At 29.7% G+C, this 16,636-nt stretch carries 16 protein-coding genes; 10 read left to right on the top strand and 6 right to left on the bottom strand.

Features of this window, described 5'->3' with window-relative positions:
- Positions 1-101: 101 nt before the first annotated feature.
- Genes pheS through BTO07_RS11785 form a run of 4 tightly spaced genes read left to right on the top strand, consistent with a single transcriptional unit; the run spans position 102 to position 2,207 of the window.
- Entirely contained in the window at positions 102-1,121 is a 1,020-nt protein-coding gene (gene pheS / locus BTO07_RS11800; protein ID WP_087521422.1) for a phenylalanine--tRNA ligase subunit alpha, read from the top strand.
- The gene (locus BTO07_RS11795) at positions 1,121-1,381 is read left to right on the top strand and encodes a hypothetical protein (RefSeq protein WP_087521421.1); all 261 of its coding nucleotides are present in this window, start codon (positions 1,121-1,123) and stop codon (positions 1,379-1,381) included. Before pheS ends, BTO07_RS11795 begins: the two co-directional genes overlap by 1 nt.
- Positions 1,382-1,385: 4 nt before the next feature.
- On the top strand, positions 1,386-1,811 hold the full coding sequence (locus BTO07_RS11790) for an META domain-containing protein (RefSeq protein ID WP_157663339.1): 426 nt from the start codon (positions 1,386-1,388) through the stop codon (positions 1,809-1,811).
- Positions 1,812-2,207 carry a hypothetical protein gene (locus BTO07_RS11785; protein WP_087521419.1) on the top strand — a complete coding sequence of 132 codons (396 nt, stop codon included), beginning with the start codon at positions 1,812-1,814 and terminating at the stop codon, positions 2,205-2,207.
- A 354-nt stretch (positions 2,208-2,561) separates the two neighbouring features.
- Here the strand turns inward: BTO07_RS11785 and BTO07_RS11780 are convergent, their stop codons facing one another.
- Positions 2,562-4,037 (bottom strand): Na+/H+ antiporter NhaC family protein, encoded by a 1,476-nt coding sequence (locus BTO07_RS11780; RefSeq protein ID WP_087521418.1) that lies wholly within the window; start codon positions 4,035-4,037, stop codon positions 2,562-2,564.
- A gap of 93 nt (positions 4,038-4,130) precedes the next feature.
- Between BTO07_RS11780 and BTO07_RS11775 the strand changes: the two genes are divergently transcribed.
- A complete protein-coding gene (locus tag BTO07_RS11775; RefSeq protein WP_087521417.1) occupies positions 4,131-4,673 on the top strand; it encodes a pyridoxamine 5'-phosphate oxidase family protein in 543 nt (180 codons plus the stop codon).
- Positions 4,674-4,725: 52 nt separating this feature from the next.
- Here BTO07_RS11775 and BTO07_RS11770 read toward each other — a convergent pair whose 3' ends face one another.
- A complete protein-coding gene (locus BTO07_RS11770; protein WP_087521416.1) occupies positions 4,726-8,034 on the bottom strand; it encodes a S8 family serine peptidase in 3,309 nt (1,102 codons plus the stop codon).
- A gap of 81 nt (positions 8,035-8,115) precedes the next feature.
- Here BTO07_RS11770 and BTO07_RS11765 point away from each other — a divergent pair, with 81 nt between their 5' ends.
- Together BTO07_RS11765 and BTO07_RS11760 are read left to right on the top strand one after the other, a co-directional pair.
- The gene (locus BTO07_RS11765) at positions 8,116-9,762 is read left to right on the top strand and encodes a glycerol-3-phosphate dehydrogenase/oxidase (RefSeq protein WP_087521415.1); all 1,647 of its coding nucleotides are present in this window, start codon (positions 8,116-8,118) and stop codon (positions 9,760-9,762) included.
- 454 nt (positions 9,763-10,216) lie between these two features.
- A complete protein-coding gene (locus tag BTO07_RS11760; protein WP_087521414.1) occupies positions 10,217-10,552 on the top strand; it encodes a hypothetical protein in 336 nt (111 codons plus the stop codon).
- A gap of 112 nt (positions 10,553-10,664) precedes the next feature.
- Here the strand turns inward: BTO07_RS11760 and BTO07_RS11755 are convergent, their stop codons facing one another.
- Genes BTO07_RS11755 through BTO07_RS11745 form a run of 3 tightly spaced genes read right to left on the bottom strand, consistent with a single transcriptional unit; the run spans position 10,665 to position 13,636 of the window.
- Positions 10,665-11,933, bottom strand: coding sequence for an MFS transporter (locus BTO07_RS11755; protein WP_087521413.1), 1,269 nt, complete (start codon positions 11,931-11,933; stop codon positions 10,665-10,667).
- A gap of 4 nt (positions 11,934-11,937) precedes the next feature.
- Positions 11,938-12,597 carry a hypothetical protein gene (locus tag BTO07_RS11750; protein ID WP_087521412.1) on the bottom strand — a complete coding sequence of 220 codons (660 nt, stop codon included), beginning with the start codon at positions 12,595-12,597 and terminating at the stop codon, positions 11,938-11,940.
- Positions 12,598-12,640: 43 nt separating this feature from the next.
- Positions 12,641-13,636, bottom strand: coding sequence for an NAD(P)H-dependent glycerol-3-phosphate dehydrogenase (locus BTO07_RS11745; RefSeq protein WP_087521411.1), 996 nt, complete (start codon positions 13,634-13,636; stop codon positions 12,641-12,643).
- 96 nt (positions 13,637-13,732) lie between these two features.
- Here BTO07_RS11745 and BTO07_RS11740 point away from each other — a divergent pair, with 96 nt between their 5' ends.
- The 3 genes from BTO07_RS11740 (at position 13,733) to BTO07_RS17340 (ending at position 15,293) form a co-directional block, all read left to right on the top strand.
- Positions 13,733-14,602: an alpha/beta hydrolase gene (locus BTO07_RS11740; RefSeq protein WP_087521410.1), complete on the top strand. Its 870-nt coding sequence runs from the start codon at positions 13,733-13,735 to the stop codon at positions 14,600-14,602.
- A 5-nt stretch (positions 14,603-14,607) separates the two neighbouring features.
- Positions 14,608-15,039: a dUTP diphosphatase gene (gene dut / locus BTO07_RS11735; RefSeq protein WP_087521409.1), complete on the top strand. Its 432-nt coding sequence runs from the start codon at positions 14,608-14,610 to the stop codon at positions 15,037-15,039.
- 104 nt (positions 15,040-15,143) lie between these two features.
- Entirely contained in the window at positions 15,144-15,293 is a 150-nt protein-coding gene (locus BTO07_RS17340) for a PspC domain-containing protein (RefSeq protein WP_157663338.1), read from the top strand.
- Between the two features lie 940 nt (positions 15,294-16,233).
- Here the strand turns inward: BTO07_RS17340 and BTO07_RS17335 are convergent.
- A complete protein-coding gene (locus tag BTO07_RS17335; RefSeq protein WP_157663337.1) occupies positions 16,234-16,398 on the bottom strand; it encodes a hypothetical protein in 165 nt (54 codons plus the stop codon).
- Between the last annotated feature and the right edge of the window lie 238 nt (positions 16,399-16,636).

Genomic DNA, 16,636 nt, shown 5'->3' with positions numbered 1-16,636 from the left:
CCTTATTTCAATCGATTTCAGAAGTAGTCGTTGTTTTATTAACAAATACAATCTAAAACTCTTTAAAAAAGATTAAATTTGCACCTTAATTATCCTTGAAAATGTTAGATAAAGTAAGAGAACTGATTGGTGATGTAACAGCATTTAATGCAACTACAAAAGAAGAAGTTGAAACGTTTAGAATTAAATACCTAGGAAGCAAAGGTTTATTAAAAGGACTTTTTGCTGAATTTAGAAACGTAGATGCGCAACTTAAAAAAGATTTAGGACAAGCTTTAAATAGTTTAAGAAATGCTGCTGAAGGAAAAGTAACTGAACTAAATGCAACTTTAGATAGTTCTACGAGTCAGAAATCTTTTTACGGAGATTTAACGCGTCCATCAGAACCAATTAACTTAGGTTCTCGTCATCCAATTTCATTGGTTAAAAATCAAATTATTGAAGTTTTCAATAGAATTGGTTTCACAGTTTCTGAAGGTCCAGAGATTGAAGATGATTGGCATAACTTTACTGCCTTAAATTTACCAGAATATCATCCTGCAAGAGATATGCAAGACACGTTCTTTATTGAACAAGATCCAGATATTTTATTAAGAACACATACTTCTTCTGTACAAGTACGTTACATGGAAGAAAATCAACCTCCAATAAGAACAATTTCTCCAGGAAGAGTTTTTAGAAATGAGGATATTTCTGCAAGAGCACATTGTATTTTTCATCAAGTAGAAGGATTATATATAGATACTGATGTTTCTTTTGCCGATTTAAAACAAACACTTTTATACTTTACAAAAGAGATGTTTGGAAAATCTAAAATTCGTTTAAGACCTTCTTATTTTCCGTTTACTGAGCCAAGTGCAGAAGTAGATATTTACTGGGGATTAGAAACTGAAACTGATTACAGAATTACAAAAGGTACAGGTTGGTTAGAAATTATGGGTTGTGGTATGGTAGATCCTAATGTATTGAAAAATGCAAACATCGATCCAACAAAATACTCTGGTTACGCTTTTGGAATGGGAATAGAACGTATTGCAATGTTGTTATATCAAATACCAGATATAAGAATGTTTTACGAAAATGACAAACGCTTTTTAGAACAATTTAAATCTGTTATATAATGAAATACTTTTCACAATTTTGGGACGAAAATAGAGATGATGAATATGCAGATTGGGGAACCTCAACTTGGTATTTTGAAACAAATGATGCAGATGAAGTTTTAAAACAAATTACTGTTTATAAAAACGAAAAACTGACAAAATATAACGAGAACAAGCTAGAGGATGAATTTGGTGGTTTATGTGAAGGAACATTAACTATTGATGAATGTGATGGAGATGTTATCTCTAAAGAGGATTTCTATAAATTGTGGAATTAAAAAAGTGAAAAAATTACTTTTACTTTTATGTACATTTCTTATGATTTCATGTGGTTCAAATTCAGAAAATAAGAAAACAAAATCTGATTTTTTAAACAGTGTTCAAGGTACTTGGACTGTTTCTGAAATAAAAGATATTACCAAAGAAACTTTATCAAACCATAGAAAAACTCCTTTTATAAAAATAGAAGGAGAAAAAATAAGTGGTAACAATGGATGTAATAATTACTTCTCTTCAATACTTAATATTGATAAAAAGTCTTTAGAATTTTCGCATTTTGGTGAAACTAGAATGATGTGCCCAGATATGAAAATTTCAAATACATTTGGTAAATCAATATCTAAAATAGAAACTTATACAGTTGATAAAGAAACATTAACGTTCTTTAATGCAGAAGGAGAAAAAGTTTTAATTTTTACAAAAAGATAAATGAAAAAAGACATACAAATACCAGAAGTTACAGATGTAGAAATGGCTGTTGTTTATGAATTTAATGATTTGTATCAAACAGATGATTGGAACGTTTACATCATCAATAATAAAAATGTTGATTTAGAAATGATGGTCATTGTTTCTCAAGGTTTTTCTGAAACAAAAACGACGTCATTAATTCGTAAAAAATTAGACAAACTGCCTGCTAATTCTTTTGCTAAAATTGAGTATATTCAACCTGCGTTATTCAAATTGAATAACCGTTTTCAGGTTACTTTTTTCGAAGGAAATACCTTGTACGAAAAAACGTTTATTTTTAAAGAAAACACGGTTAAAGAAGGTGCTTTACGTATGATTAAAGAAATTAAAAAACGAGGAATTATAGCGAAATAAAAGTTCTCGATACATTTTTTATTTCCACTTTGTTTCAATAAAAAACACTCGAACTGACAGTATGTTCATACTCTTGCGATGTCTTTGTGAAGAATGAAGCAATCTCTTAAAAATTGGAACTCTGAATAAACAGATTACTTCTATAGTAATGACAAACGTTTCTAAAGAAGCCCGCGTTAGCGATTGAAGCATTTGTTTGAGCTCTTTTGTGAGAGGAACGAATAAAAAGCGAGTGCGGAAAGCGCGACTCTTGTGGTAACGCCCAAATTCTTAAAAATTTATCGTTAAATTGAACAGATTGCTTCGTAACCTCGCAATGACAGATTCTGAAAAAAGTTAAGAACTGCGCTTATTTTATCCCCAAAACCCAATAATTAAATACAAAATAACGGTAACGACACCACCAATTAAGGCATAAGGTAATTGTGTTTTTACGTGGTCTATATGATCACTTGCAGAAGCCATTGAGGAAATTATGGAAGTATCAGAAATTGGCGAACAATGGTCTCCAAAAATTCCTCCTCCTAAAGTTGCAGCAACTACAATTGTAATATCTGCTCCGTGAATATTTACCATAGGAACAGAAATTGCTAACATAATTGCAAATGTTCCCCAAGAAGTTCCTGTAGAAAATGCAATAAAAGAACTAATTATAAAAACAACTGCGGGTAATAATTCTGGCGACAACCATTCTTTGGTAGCATTTGCCACATAAATTCCGGTTTCTAATTCTTTACAAGCATCACCAATAGCAAATGCCAACAACATTAATAAAGCCAAAGGCATTAACTCACTAATTCCTTTTAATGTTAGATTTACAGCTTCTTTTGGCTTCATAATTCCTTGAATGAAATACATAATCATAGCAACTAAAAGTGCTGTAATTACAGCGTATAAAACAGAGGATGAACCAGAACCTTTTCCGATTGCTTCTGTAGCGTGATTAAAAAATGATGTTGCGTTTTCTACGGAACTCCAACCTGTATAAATTAGGTTAATTGGCATCATACAAACCATAACCAAAAGCGGTACAATCATATTATATGCTTTGGCTGGTATTCCTTCTTTTGGCGGAAATGAAGTAATTTCATCAGAAACCATTGGCTTAGAACCTTTGTTCATTAATTCGCCAGTTTCTTTTGTTCTTTTCTCTGCTTTTTTCATCGGACCAAAGTCCTTTTTTGTAAGAATAACAATGAACACAATTGCAATTGCTAACAAAGGATAAAAGTTATACCAAATAGAACTCATCATCACAGAAAATGGTTTCTCAATTCCTTGTGTTAATAAAAGTCCCATTATAAAAGCTCCCCAAGCATTAAAAGGAATTAAGATGGATGAAGGTGCGGAACTAGAATCTGCGATGTATGCCAACTTCTCTCTTGGGATTCCCATTTTATCGAAAATAGGACGGTATAACGTACCAACTGTTAAAGAGCTTATACTTGTTTCAACAAACAGTAATACCCCCGTAAAAGTTGCCAAAACTTGTACCATTACTCTACTGTAACCTGTTTTTTTATCTTCTAGTTTTACTAACCTTCTATTGATGATGTTGATAAAACCTTCGACTCCTCTAGAATATTGAATAAATATTAACAAAGCACCTACTAAAGCACTAAACATTATGGTTCTTGTGTTTCCTTTAGATTGAAAAACGTTGACCATTCCTTCAATCATTGCTAAGGTTCCGTCAAGCGGATTCCAGCCTTCTATAATCAACCAAGAAAACCAGATACCGAATAACAAAGCAATATATACTTGCTTGGTTCTTAAGGCTAAAATAATGGCAACAATTGGTGGTATTACTGAAAGAAATCCATATTCCATAAAAGAGAAAATTTATTTTGGTTAAAGGTAGTAATTTATAAAACATTTTATCAATCGATATTTTGTAAATTGTCAGCGTTAAATAACGTTTTTATGTCAAAAATTTATAAAAAGATTACACCAAGACTTCAGAAATTTATAGAAGCTCAAAAAATATTTTTTGTTGCTACAGCTCCTAATTCTGGTAGAATTAATTTATCACCAAAAGGAATGGATTCTTTTAGAGTTGTTGATGAAAACCGTGTTTTATGGTTGAATGTTACAGGAAGTGGAAACGAAACTGCTGCTCATTTATTAGAAAATGACCGACTTACAATTATGTTTTGTGCTTTTGAAGGCGCTCCTAATATTCTGCGTTTATACGGAAAAGGAAAAGAAATTAAAGAAGGTGATGCTAATTGGAATGATTTAATTACACTTTTTCCAGAAACACCAGGAACGCGTCAGATTTTTGATATCACAATTGAATCTGCACAAACTTCTTGTGGAATGTCAATTCCATTTTTCGAGTACAAGAGTGAACGAAATGAATTAAATGATTGGGCTGCTGATAAAGGTAAAGAAGGAATTAAACAATATTGGGAAGACAGAAATCAAACAAGTATTGATGGTTTACCAACAGATATTTTAAAATAAAAAAAGCCAGAATATCAATTCTGGCTTTTTAATTATTAATTTATTACAGTAACTATTTAGAGATAATAATCTTTTTAGTTGCTTTTTTGTTTCCTTGTTCTATACTTAATAAGTACACTCCTGAAGAAACATTTTTTGTATCAATTTCTTTTGTGAAAATTGTGCTATTAACTTTGTTTACAGAAGTACTTATTTTTCTTCCTTGTAAATCAAATAATGAAATTTTTACATCTTCATTATTCACATTATTAATTTTTACATTTAAAATTCCTTTTGCAGGGTTTGGCCATAAAGAAACTTCGTTTAAAGAAAATTCATTTGTTTTTAAAACACCTTCTTGAATCGTAATTATTTGGTTTGGTAACCAACCTTTAGCATCATTTGTGATGTCTACTATAAATTGATCTGAAAAAGAACCAGTTTCAGAATTTGTAAAAGTAATTTTACCAGATGTAATGTCTGCTTGTGTAAAAGTATCTCCAGCAACTAACGCTGTACCCTCTTTTTTAAGATCTCCTTTTATTGGTAACTCAACTAAGGTATAGATTTGTTGTTCTGCTGTTTCTGAAGTACTAGAAGCATTCATATTAGTAGCAGTTATTACATAATTTGTATTACCATCTAAAACTAAGTTTGTTGATGAGAATGTAGGAATACTTGTATTTGCTACTGATGAACAAATAGTAATAGATACTGAATTAATTTGACCTCCATTTAGCTCAGTATTATCTTCAACTATAATTTTCCATTCTCCTAAAGCGCTTTCACCTAAGAAAGGATCACTCATATTGTTTTCTGGTGCTATTGAACCGGATACAGCTGGGGCTGAAAAACCACAAAATAAACTACCTGCAGCATCATCAAAAGTTGCGTTACTTATATCTGCTATACTACCACAAACATTTGATAAAAGAACAACTTTACCTCCTCCAGTAATAGCAGGAGCTTCTAATGAAATCTTTAATTCATTAACACTAGTATGTGAGATATCTGTAGTAAGAAGTACTTTATTAACAATTAAGTTTTCTGTAACATTAATAGGTACAGTAGCTGTAACATTTGATGATGCAGCATCTATACTAGCCATAGAGAAATCTGTAGCTGTATATGTATTTGTACAATCTGTAACACCTGTTTGAAAACTAAAAGTAGATGAATATACTCCATCACCACATCTGTTTTTTGGTTTTATTCTCCAATAATATACAGAATCTTCCACTAAACCATCAACATCTGCTGTTAAAGCTAATACATCATCAGTAAATATAATGTTCGTAAAATTAGGTGAATCAGACAATTCTACTACATAATTTTCAGCATTCAAATTCTTTTTCCAACCTAGTGTTGTTTTCTTTGATAATGCTTTCTGTCCATTTGTTGGAAACTCTAATTCAGATGGGTTATCATCAAAATTTTCATGATAAACAACTACTCTTATAGTCCTTTTCTGAATTTCATTTCCATTATCACCAATAACATCAATACTATATGGACCTGCAGATACATCTTTTAAATTTCCAATAGTTAAACTGAAAGTTCCATTATCACTAAGTGATTCTTTTGAGAAAGCAACAGACATTGCCTCATCAGCCCCTGAAACTGAAAACTGTGTAGTTCCAGCAACAACTTGTCTATATTCAAAATCAAAAACAGCATCTGAATCTGAACAGAATGCTTTCTCTGAACTATCAGCTAAAAAAGTAAACTCACCAGAAATACCTGTAATAATTAAAGAAAATCTTTGATCTTCTTCTAAGGTTCCTTTATGAGTAACTGTTATTGTGTATTCTCCTATTGTTGGGTTTTCAATATCTACTCTTTCATAAGGATCTACTAAATTATCTCCTTTCTCATTACTATAAACCCCTGTTAATCTCCAAGGTAAGTATTCATCACTTTCTCTAGTAACTTTAATATCTAAATCATTTACTAAAGCAGCAGTTGCATCATTTATAGTTCCTTCACTTGCAACCCCTGGTTTATCTGTCCAAGATATAGAAGCTAATAACGGATTTAAACCATCCGATTTAACAGTAATAGAATACGAACTTCCATTTGTTAAAACCTCTTCAGAAATCCAAGATTCGAAACCATTTTTTGTAATTGTTTCAGCAGCAACTTTACTATTCATCAATCCCCAACCAGTTTGAGAATCTGGTCCAGCAATTTCAGTATCATCTGCAGTATGAAGCGCTAAACCTTTTAAAGTAGCTGCTCTAATATAGTTACCATATGTTTCTTTATGATGTTGTTGCAATAATAACAAAGAACCTGTTACGTTTGGAGATGCCATTGAAGTTCCAGTAATAGAATTATATGCATCATCTGCAGAATCATAAGTAGAATATAACCCAGATCCATTTCCCATTAAGTCTGGCTTAATTCTTAAATCATCAGTTGGTCCTTCAGAACTACTTGTATTTCTAGTTACTGATAATAAACTACCATCATCGTTTATTAATGCGTCTTGTCCGTTTGCAATAATTAAACCATTTTTAGCAGTTGAACTACCCGTTAGTTTATCATAACCAGCATTTCCTTCTAACGGTTCTAAATTTGCAGTATTATCGTTTCCATCGTTTCCTGCAGCTACAACCATTAAATAATAAGGCGCATTATACATAATGTTATCCCAATTTCTAGACGAACTAATATATGCTCCGAAATAATATGTTGGAATTTGCACTTCATTATCATCATTTCTAGCAGCAATACCATAAGAGTGGTTTGAAACTAACATTCCATTTGCAGCTGCAAATGTAACCTCAGACAAATCATTACTCCAATCAGATCCAATTCCTTTTGCTTTTGGTGCCATTCCTTTTGCAGCAGCTTCAAAACCTGAAGAAATAATGGTTCCCATTACGTGAGCTGCATGATAATTTAGTTCTGTAGATCCATCTCCTACAGAAAATCTATTTTCTCCTCCATCTCCATCATATTCTTGGTGAGTCTCTCTTGCTATACCTCCATCCCAAACATAAGCCGTCATTCCTTGACCTTCTAGATTTAAACCAAGACCTCCATTATTATGTAAGTAATTTGTTCTTGTAGAAATTGCAGCATTAACGTTGTATGTTTTATAATATAAAGGTGCTCCTTCCTTAGATATCTTCATTAATTCATAAGAAGATCCATTAGCATCCTTAAATTTTAGTTTCCAACCTCTTTGTGTTGCTAAAAGATTAGCTCTGTTTTTTTCTTTTATAAAATTTGAAGAATAATCTTCCTTTAGATTTTGTAATTTTGTTAAATCGTAATCTTTAGTTATCCTTTGTTTCTCCTTAATATTTTGAGCAACAATAGAAAATGAAGTAAAGAATAAAACGAAAATAATTTCTTTGAAGTATTTATATTTCATACGGGTATTTTTTAACTTTTTTTGTAGTTTACTAACAAATATAAACTTTTTAATATTTTATCCTTAAATTTTAACATTATCATGAATAACTTTTCATTTTTTAACAGAGAAAATATTACCAAAGACTTACAAGCTACCGAATTTGATTTATTAATAATCGGAGGAGGAATTACTGGTGCAGGAATCGCTTTAGATGCAGCTTCAAGAGGAATGAAAGTTGCTTTAATAGAAAAGAATGATTTTGCTTCTGGAACCTCAAGTAAATCTACAAAACTGATTCATGGAGGTTTACGTTACCTAAAACAATTCGATTTTTGGTTGGTAAAAGAAGTAGGAACAGAACGTGCAATTGTACATGATTTAGCTCCACATCTAGTCGTTCCAGAAAAAATGATTTTGCCTTTAATTGAAGGTGGAACATATGGAGAATGGTTAACTTCTATTGGCTTAAAAGTATATGATATTTTAGCTTCTGTAGAAGGAGAAGATAAACGTAAAATGTTAGATAAGGAAGAAGCATTAGAAAAAGAACCTTTACTACCAGAAAGTATTTTAAACGGTGCAGGCTATTATGCAGAATACAGAACAGATGATGCTCGTTTAACAATAGAAGTATTAAAAACAGCTTTAAATTACGATACAAGTGCACTAAATTATACAGAAGCTAAAGACTTTATTTATGAAGATAATAGAGTTGTAGGAGCAACAGTAAAAGACACACTTTCTAACTCAAGTTTTGATATTAAAGCAAAGTATGTTGTAAATGCAACAGGGCCTTGGGTAGATGATTTAAGACAAACGAATCATTCTAAAACAGGTAAACGTTTACACTTAACCAAAGGTGTTCACTTAGTAGTTGCTCATGAAAAATTACCTGTAAAACAATCTGTTTATTTTGATGTGCCAGATGGAAGAATGATGTTTGCAATTCCTCGTGGAAAAGTTACTTATTTTGGAACAACAGATACCAACTACCAGAAAGATAAAAACAATGTAACTACAAACTTGGTAGACGCAACTTATTTAATTTCTGCTGTTAATAATATGTTTCCTGAAATTAATTTAACACTTGATGATGTTCAGTCTTCTTGGGCTGGTTTACGTCCTTTAATTCATGAAGAAGGAAAATCTGCTTCAGAATTATCTAGAAAAGATGAAATTTTTGTTTCTGATACTGAATTGATTTCTATTGCCGGAGGAAAATTAACGGGTTACAGAAAAATGGCAGAACGTATTGTAGATTTAGTTGCAAAAAAGTACAAACGTAGGTTTGATAAAGAATTTGATGAAATAAAAACAAAAGAAATTGCACTTTCTGGTGGAACTTTTAAAAACTATCAAGAGGTACAAAGCTATACAGATGCAATTTATAATAGAATTGCAGAAGTAGATTTTAATCAAAAAGATGCAGAATATTTAGTTCATAATTATGGAAAACAGACTGATATCATTTTGCAGAAATTTGATGATTTAATGCACGATAATATGCAAGAGAAAATGATAAAAGCAGAAGTTTGGTTTACTATAAATTATGAAATGACTTGCTCTCCTACAGATTTCTTTATGCGTAGAACCGGACGTTTATTTTTTGACACACACAGTGTGTTTTTGTTCAAAGAACTTGTTTTAGACTTATTTAAAACTCATTTTTCTTGGGATGAGGAAACAACAGAAAAACACTTAAAAGAATTGAATAAGCATATAAATATTGCTACTACTTTTGAGTAAATAAACTTTAATAGGCTCATTTTTATATTTAAAACACCCATTAAATGCATATCATCGGCCTGCGCCTGTCGAAGATATTATCAATTTATAAAAAAGTTAATTATTGTAGAATAATACTCTTTATTTATTTAAACCTTGTTATCAAAAAAGTAAACAAAGGTTCTATTAAAAAGACAAAACGATACTTTTAACACAGATTTCATAAACTATAACTCACTGATAAACAATATAAATACAACGAAAATAATTATTGAAAAAAAAAATTCATAAATAATTAAAAAAATAAATAATTTTTAATTTTCAATTGAAAAAAAATGTACATTTGATATACAGTATCAATAATTTTAAGGCTTATGAAAATATAGTTCGTTATCACCTCAACAAAAAGCACCTTCTTTTTTGGAAAAAGAAGAGCTACTATATTTATTAAAAAATAACTTTAAAATTAAAAATTATGAAAACTTTATATTCTGTAGCATTCGTGCTATTTATTTCAGCGTCTCTTTCTTTTACTTCTAAAATTAATGTAATAGAAAATACATTAACTGCAACCTTTAAAGGTCTTAATGAAGATGATTATTTTAAATTTGAAGACGTAAATAAAAAGGAAATTCTCTTTTATGATATTAAAGAAGAGATCGAAATTGATTTATATGATAATGAATTTATAGATAAAAAATTCACAATTACTTGGTCTGAAATAGAAGTAGAATTAACTGACGAAGATGGAGAGTTGACAGGAGAAAAAGTTAAAGAAAAATCTATTACTGAGCTTGTGTTAGTTAAATAACACCTTTTAAAAAAAATACTTAAAAACCGTTTTTCGATGATCGAAAAACGGTTTTTTTATAGTAAAAATTTTGTCTTGAATATTTTCTTGAATTCAATGAATCCGTGAGTTATTAATCTTCTTTTTCGTTGGCTTCAATCTCTGCTGTTAAATCTAAATCTCTTAAAGTTGGGTTTAAAGCACCTGTTGCAACAACTGTAATTAAAGTCATCGTTCCACCAAAAACAACTGCAACTACGGGTCCTAATATTTTAGCCGCTAAACCACTTTCAAATGCTCCTAATTCGTTTGAAGACCCAACAAACATCGAGTTTACAGAAGATACTCTTCCTCTCATATCATCTGGTGTTTTTAATTGTAAAATTGTTTGACGAATCACCATAGAAATTCCATCTGCAGCACCACTTATAAACAATGCTAAAATACTTACCCAAAAAATAGATGACAACCCGAAAGCAATAATACTAAGTCCAAATACAAAAACAGAAATCAACATTTTCTTACCTGTATTTTTATTGATAGGAATATAGGTTGTTATAAACATTGTTAATATACTACCCATAGAAATAGACGCATTTAAAATACCAAAACCTTCTGGACCAACTCTTAAAACATCTTGTGCAAAAACAGATAAAATAGCGACAGTTCCTCCAAATAAAACGGCAATCATATCTAAACTTAAGACTCCTAAAATTGTTTTATTTTGAAAAACAAACTTCACTCCTGCTTTTAAACTATCTCTCATCGGTTCACCAATTTTTGTATTTAAAATTGGTTGTTTCTTTATCTGAAAAAGGAATATAAGTGATAGAATTACTAGAATAAAAACGAGACATAAAGTTTTATCAACACCAATCCAACTTATAAAAAAACCACCAAATAAAGCTCCAGAAACAGATGCTGTTTTCCAAGTACTTGTACTCCAAGTTGCAGCGTTGTGATATATTTTTTTAGGAACTAATAACGCGACTAAAGAAAAAATTGTAGGCCCAAAAAATGAGCGTAAAAATCCGCCAAAGAAAACCAATGCATAAATAGAATATAAAACTGCGTTTGTAGACCAACTGCCAATAATCCTATCTGTAGTTAAGAGAAATAACCCTAAACTAATTAATGAAAAAGCGGCTGTACAAATTGCTAATAAACTTCTTTTTTCGTTTTGATCTACAATATGACCTGCAAATAAAGCCATTGTAAATGCTGGAATTATTTCCATCAACCCAATTATTCCAAGAGATAACGGATCTTTTGTAATAGAATATACTTGCCATTCAATGACAATAAATTGCATAGACCAACCGAAAACCAATAAAAACCTAACAAACAGAAAGATATTAAATTGCTTTATTCTTAATGCTGCATAAGGATCTTGTTTCGCCATTTAATTAGCTTAATTTCATATCCATTAAGATAGAAAATGTTTGGTTAATGTCTTCCTCTTTTACAACAATTGTCATTTCATTTGTAGTAGAAATAATTTCTTGTAAAGGAATGTCTGCCCAAGCTAATTGCTTTAAAATAAAGTAATAAATACCTGATTGTTCTTGATTTTTAACTGGCAGTTTTATTGTAATAGATGCCAAGTCTAACATTCTATTTGTTAAGGTTTCATGTTCAAAAATTTCTTGAACAAAAGGTTGTAAATTTTTACTTGTAACAATATTGGTTTCAAAAATACCTTGAGAAACTGTTAAAAAATAATCAGTATTTTCTGAAGATTTAGTTAGAATTTTTGCAATTTCTCTTAATAAAGATGGCGTATTTTTAAAAGTAAAATCGCATAAGTCAGAACGAACAATAACATCACCTAAATCTAAAGCTAATTTTTTAATGTTCTTTCTAATGCGCAATTCACTTGCAGGAGAAAGTCTGTTAATTGCCATCATAACAGCACCAACTTTTACATCTTTCTTTAAAGCAGCTGATACCTCTGGTAAAATAATTCTGGCTAAAGAAGAAACATTTATCAACTTTTCATTTAAAGCTTCTTCAATAAAAGGTGTTTTTCTAATCGTGCTTTCTACAACTTCTTGTATTGTTTTCATAAACAATGTTTAATAATTAATAACAATGTTCAAAATTAAACAATTAATCTAATTTATCTGTCAATTTTTTAAATTCTTTTTGAGGGCTTTTATTATCATATAAAATATTGTAAACAGTATCTATAATAGGAGTGTTTGCACCACTTTCTTCTTTCATTTTAAATGCACTCTTGGTAGCGTAATACCCTTCTGCAATCATACTCATTTCCATTTGAGCAGATTTAACGGTGTATCCTTTACCAACCATGTTCCCAAATTGTCTGTTTCTACTAAAAACAGAATAACCAGTAACTAACAAATCACCTAAATAAGCAGAGTTATTAATATTTCGTTTCATCTTATGAATCTTTTTAATAAAACGTTTCATTTCTCTAATAGCATTACTCATTAATACCGCCTGAAAATTATCTCCATAACCTAAACCATGCGCCATACCAGCAGCAACAGCATAAATATTCTTTAACATCGCAGCATATTCAGTACCAATAATATCATCAGAAATCTTCGTTTTTATATACCAGCTTTTTAATGAATTACTTATAAATTCAGCTTTTTCTTCATCTTGACAAGCTATTGTTAAGTATGACAAACGTTCCATTGCCACTTCTTCTGCATGACAAGGACCTGTAATTACACCAATATTTTCTAATGGAATGTTGTATTCTTTATTAAAATGTTCTCCAATAATTAAACCTGTTTCTGGTACAATTCCTTTAATTGCAGAAAAAATAATCTTATTCTCTAAAGAAGTTTCTAATTTTTTTAATTCACTTGTTAAAAAAGCTGAAGGAATTGCAAAAATAAGTACATCGTAATTTTCAACGATGTAGTTTATATTAGATGATAAATCTAATTGACGTGCAAAAATATCTGCAGAACGTAAATAATTTGGATTATGATCATTTTCTTTAATATGTTCAATTGCTTGCTCATTTCTCATGTACCAACCAATTGTTTCTAAATTTTCACTCAACATTTTTACAATAGCAGTTGCCCAACTACCACCTCCAAATACCGCTATTTTTTTCTGCTCATTCATCTTTTCTCCATTTTATACATCAAAAGTAATAAAATTAGTATCTATTGATGAATGCATTTGTGAATTATTATATTTGTAAGGTTAGAAAACTTACTTATGATCAAAAATATTTCACTTTTTTTATGTCTTTTTCTATTGATAACATCCTGTAAGGTAATACCAAGTAAGAAAGAAAAAGATGAAACTAAAGTAGAAGAGAAAAAATCTACAAAAGCAGCCAATGTTTCCATTTTAGAGAAAGAATTTGTTGTTGATGGTTTAAATGATATTTCACATAAAATTTGGTTGTATTTGCCTCCAAATTATGATGCTTCAAAAGAAAAGTATAATGTAATTTATATGCATGATGCTCAAAATTTATTTGACGATGCTACTTCTTTTGTTGGAGAATGGAGTGTTGATGAAACCTTAAATTCACTTTATAAAAAAAAAGGAAAAAGCTTTATTGTTGTTGGTGTAGAAAACGGAGGAACACATAGAATTGAAGCATACACACCTTGGAAAAACCTAAAATACGGTGGAGGAAAAGGTGAAATATATGTCGATTTTTTAGTAAAAACTTTAAAACCTTTTATTGATAAAAATTACAGAACAAACTCAGAAGCAAAAAACACTGCTATTATTGGTAGTTCTTTGGGTGGATTAATTTCTTTTTATGGCGGATTAAAACATCCTGATATTTTTGGTAAAATTGGTGCGCTTTCTACCTCTTTTTGGTTTTCTAATAAAGTAAATGATTTTGCAGAACAAAATGGAAATCAGAAAAACACAAAACTATATTTATTAGTTGGTGATAAAGAAGGAGCCTCTATGGTTCCTGACACAGATAATATGGCAGAACGATTGATAGACAGTGGTTTTCCATCAGATAATATTAAAACTAAAATTGCACCTGGAGGAAAGCATACTGAGTCTTTCTGGAAAGCAGAATTTTTAGAAGTAATTACATATTTATATAATTTATAATAACAATGAACGTACAAATAATTAACAAATCGAAACACGCAACTCCTAATTATGAAACTGAAGGAGCAGCAGGAATGGATTTAAGAGCAAATATTGAAGAAGCTATTACTTTAAAACCGTTAGAAAGAGCCATTGTAAAAACAGGTTTATTTATTGCATTACCAATTGGTTTTGAAGCACAAGTGAGACCTAGAAGTGGTTTAGCCGCTAAAAAAGGAGTTACTGTTTTAAATTCTCCAGGAACTGTAGATGCTGATTATAGAGGTGAAATTGGTGTAATTTTAGTCAACTTATCTAATGAGGAGTTTGTAATTAATGATGGCGAAAGAATTGCGCAATTAATTATTGCAAAACACGAACGTGTAAATTGGCAAGAAGTTGAAGTTTTAAGTGAAACAGAACGAGGTGCTGGAGGTTTTGGAAGTACTGGTGTATAATTTGTTTAAATTTCATCGTTTAAAGATGAACATTCACCGAAATAATAATCTATTAAATAACGATATTTAATATTTTTGAATCAAATTTAAAAAATAAAAAAATTATGATATTAGGAGTTTCAGATTGGTTAAGTCCAAAAATAAATGTTAAAGCAAAGTTTATTAGAATAGGTTTTGTAGTTGCTTTTTTACTAGCAGGTTTTGGTCTTGGATTGTATTTAATCTTATGGATTGTAAAGCTACTTTCTAAGTAATAAATTATACAATAAAAAAAAGCCTCTGGTAGAGGCTTTTTTTTATGTCTAAAATCTTTAAAATTAATTGATTTCTTTATAAACCTGACTCATTTTTCTTACCTCTTTATGTAATAAATCGTACTCTAAAAAAGTATGAGAATGATATTTATATCCTAGTTTTTTATAAAATTGGAATGCTTGAGGTTGCTCATCCATAGCATCTAACCAAATAATTTTATATCCTTTTTCTTTGGCTATATTTTCTAGTAAAAAAATTACTATTGTTTCTCTTTTCTTTTTCTATTCTTATTAGTTAAAAAAAGAATTCTATCCCTTTTTTTACAACCATTACAATAATATTTTTTTGAAGTTATAGAAAGATACGTATAAAATTTACTTCTATTTGTTCTACTTAACGCTTTAGAATCGCATAAAGGACAAGAATTTAAATGTGTATTAATAGTATTCTTTCTAAGAATTAGTATACAATAAATAATGCTAATTATTAATAATAAATAAAAAACAGAATCTAATGGAAGTATTTTAGCTATTAGTGTAAATATCATTTTAGTTGTTTAATAATAAAATAAATGGGCTGTATTTGAAAAATATTGAACGCCAACTGTCATTTAGTTGTAAAATGTTTTAAATTCTAAACCTAGTAATGGGTTAAACATCTTTTGAGCAAAAAAAAATCAACTAAAGCTCAACTATTACTATTCTCTAAGTCAATTTTATTTCGATAGGAGGTTTCATCTGTAGTATATTGGTTACATACGCTGTTAAAAAAACACTACTAGTTAAAAGTAAAATGAGCAACCTTAAACTAGATATTTTATTCTTAAATATCATTTTTTATTTTTATTATAATATACTTTTTGATAAATAAATAACATTGTAAAAATTATTGTAAAAAACACTACAACTTCTAGAGTTCCTTTCGTATTGTTCATAAAAATCATTTACTTATAATATTTCTTTGAAAAGACATCGGTTTTTTTCTATTTTTTAAGACTCCATAAAAAACTCCAATAATCATTAAAAATACCAAGCAAGTATCTATTGGAAGACCTGGCGGTGGTGGTGGTGGTGCTGGTGGTGGAAATATCTGTATAAAAATCATTTGCTTTTATTTAAATAATAAAGTTAATGGGATAATTTTTTTGGGGAAAAATTAAAATTACTTTATAAGGAAAAATGTTTAAAGAAAACCTTATAAAAACCATTAATTTATTATAATATATAATTTTTTAAGAAAACTAAAAAAGGAGTTATTATTTTTAAATAAAATTATAATTAAAAGGTAGGGAATCTTTTAATAAACCTCTTTTAGGATCTTTAATATTACCATCAAGCCCTAA

Origin of the sequence: Polaribacter sp. SA4-12, from assembly GCF_002163675.1 — a bacterium.
GTDB lineage: Bacteria > Bacteroidota > Bacteroidia > Flavobacteriales > Flavobacteriaceae > Polaribacter.
The sequence above is the reverse complement of the archived record's forward strand: the minus strand, read 5'-3'. Positions and strand labels throughout refer to the sequence as shown.

Bases quoted from the DNA above. Each gene is read 5' to 3' on its own strand.
- pheS (WP_087521422.1), top strand. From the start codon at position 102: ATGTTAGATAAAGTAAGAGAACTGATTGGTGATGTAACAGCATTTAAT.
- BTO07_RS11795 (WP_087521421.1), top strand. From the start codon at position 1,121: ATGAAATACTTTTCACAATTTTGGGACGAAAATAGAGATGATGAATAT.
- BTO07_RS11785 (WP_087521419.1), top strand. From the start codon at position 1,812: ATGAAAAAAGACATACAAATACCAGAAGTTACAGATGTAGAAATGGCT.
- BTO07_RS11780 (WP_087521418.1), bottom strand. From the start codon at position 4,037: ATGGAATATGGATTTCTTTCAGTAATACCACCAATTGTTGCCATTATT.
- BTO07_RS11775 (WP_087521417.1), top strand. From the start codon at position 4,131: ATGTCAAAAATTTATAAAAAGATTACACCAAGACTTCAGAAATTTATA.
- BTO07_RS11770 (WP_087521416.1), bottom strand. From the start codon at position 8,034: ATGAAATATAAATACTTCAAAGAAATTATTTTCGTTTTATTCTTTACT.
- BTO07_RS11765 (WP_087521415.1), top strand. From the start codon at position 8,116: ATGAATAACTTTTCATTTTTTAACAGAGAAAATATTACCAAAGACTTA.
- BTO07_RS11760 (WP_087521414.1), top strand. From the start codon at position 10,217: ATGAAAACTTTATATTCTGTAGCATTCGTGCTATTTATTTCAGCGTCT.
- BTO07_RS11755 (WP_087521413.1), bottom strand. From the start codon at position 11,933: ATGGCGAAACAAGATCCTTATGCAGCATTAAGAATAAAGCAATTTAAT.
- BTO07_RS11750 (WP_087521412.1), bottom strand. From the start codon at position 12,597: ATGAAAACAATACAAGAAGTTGTAGAAAGCACGATTAGAAAAACACCT.
- BTO07_RS11745 (WP_087521411.1), bottom strand. From the start codon at position 13,636: ATGAATGAGCAGAAAAAAATAGCGGTATTTGGAGGTGGTAGTTGGGCA.
- BTO07_RS11740 (WP_087521410.1), top strand. From the start codon at position 13,733: ATGATCAAAAATATTTCACTTTTTTTATGTCTTTTTCTATTGATAACA.
- dut (WP_087521409.1), top strand. From the start codon at position 14,608: ATGAACGTACAAATAATTAACAAATCGAAACACGCAACTCCTAATTAT.
- BTO07_RS17340 (WP_157663338.1), top strand. From the start codon at position 15,144: ATGATATTAGGAGTTTCAGATTGGTTAAGTCCAAAAATAAATGTTAAA.
- BTO07_RS17335 (WP_157663337.1), bottom strand. From the start codon at position 16,398: ATGATTTTTATACAGATATTTCCACCACCAGCACCACCACCACCACCG.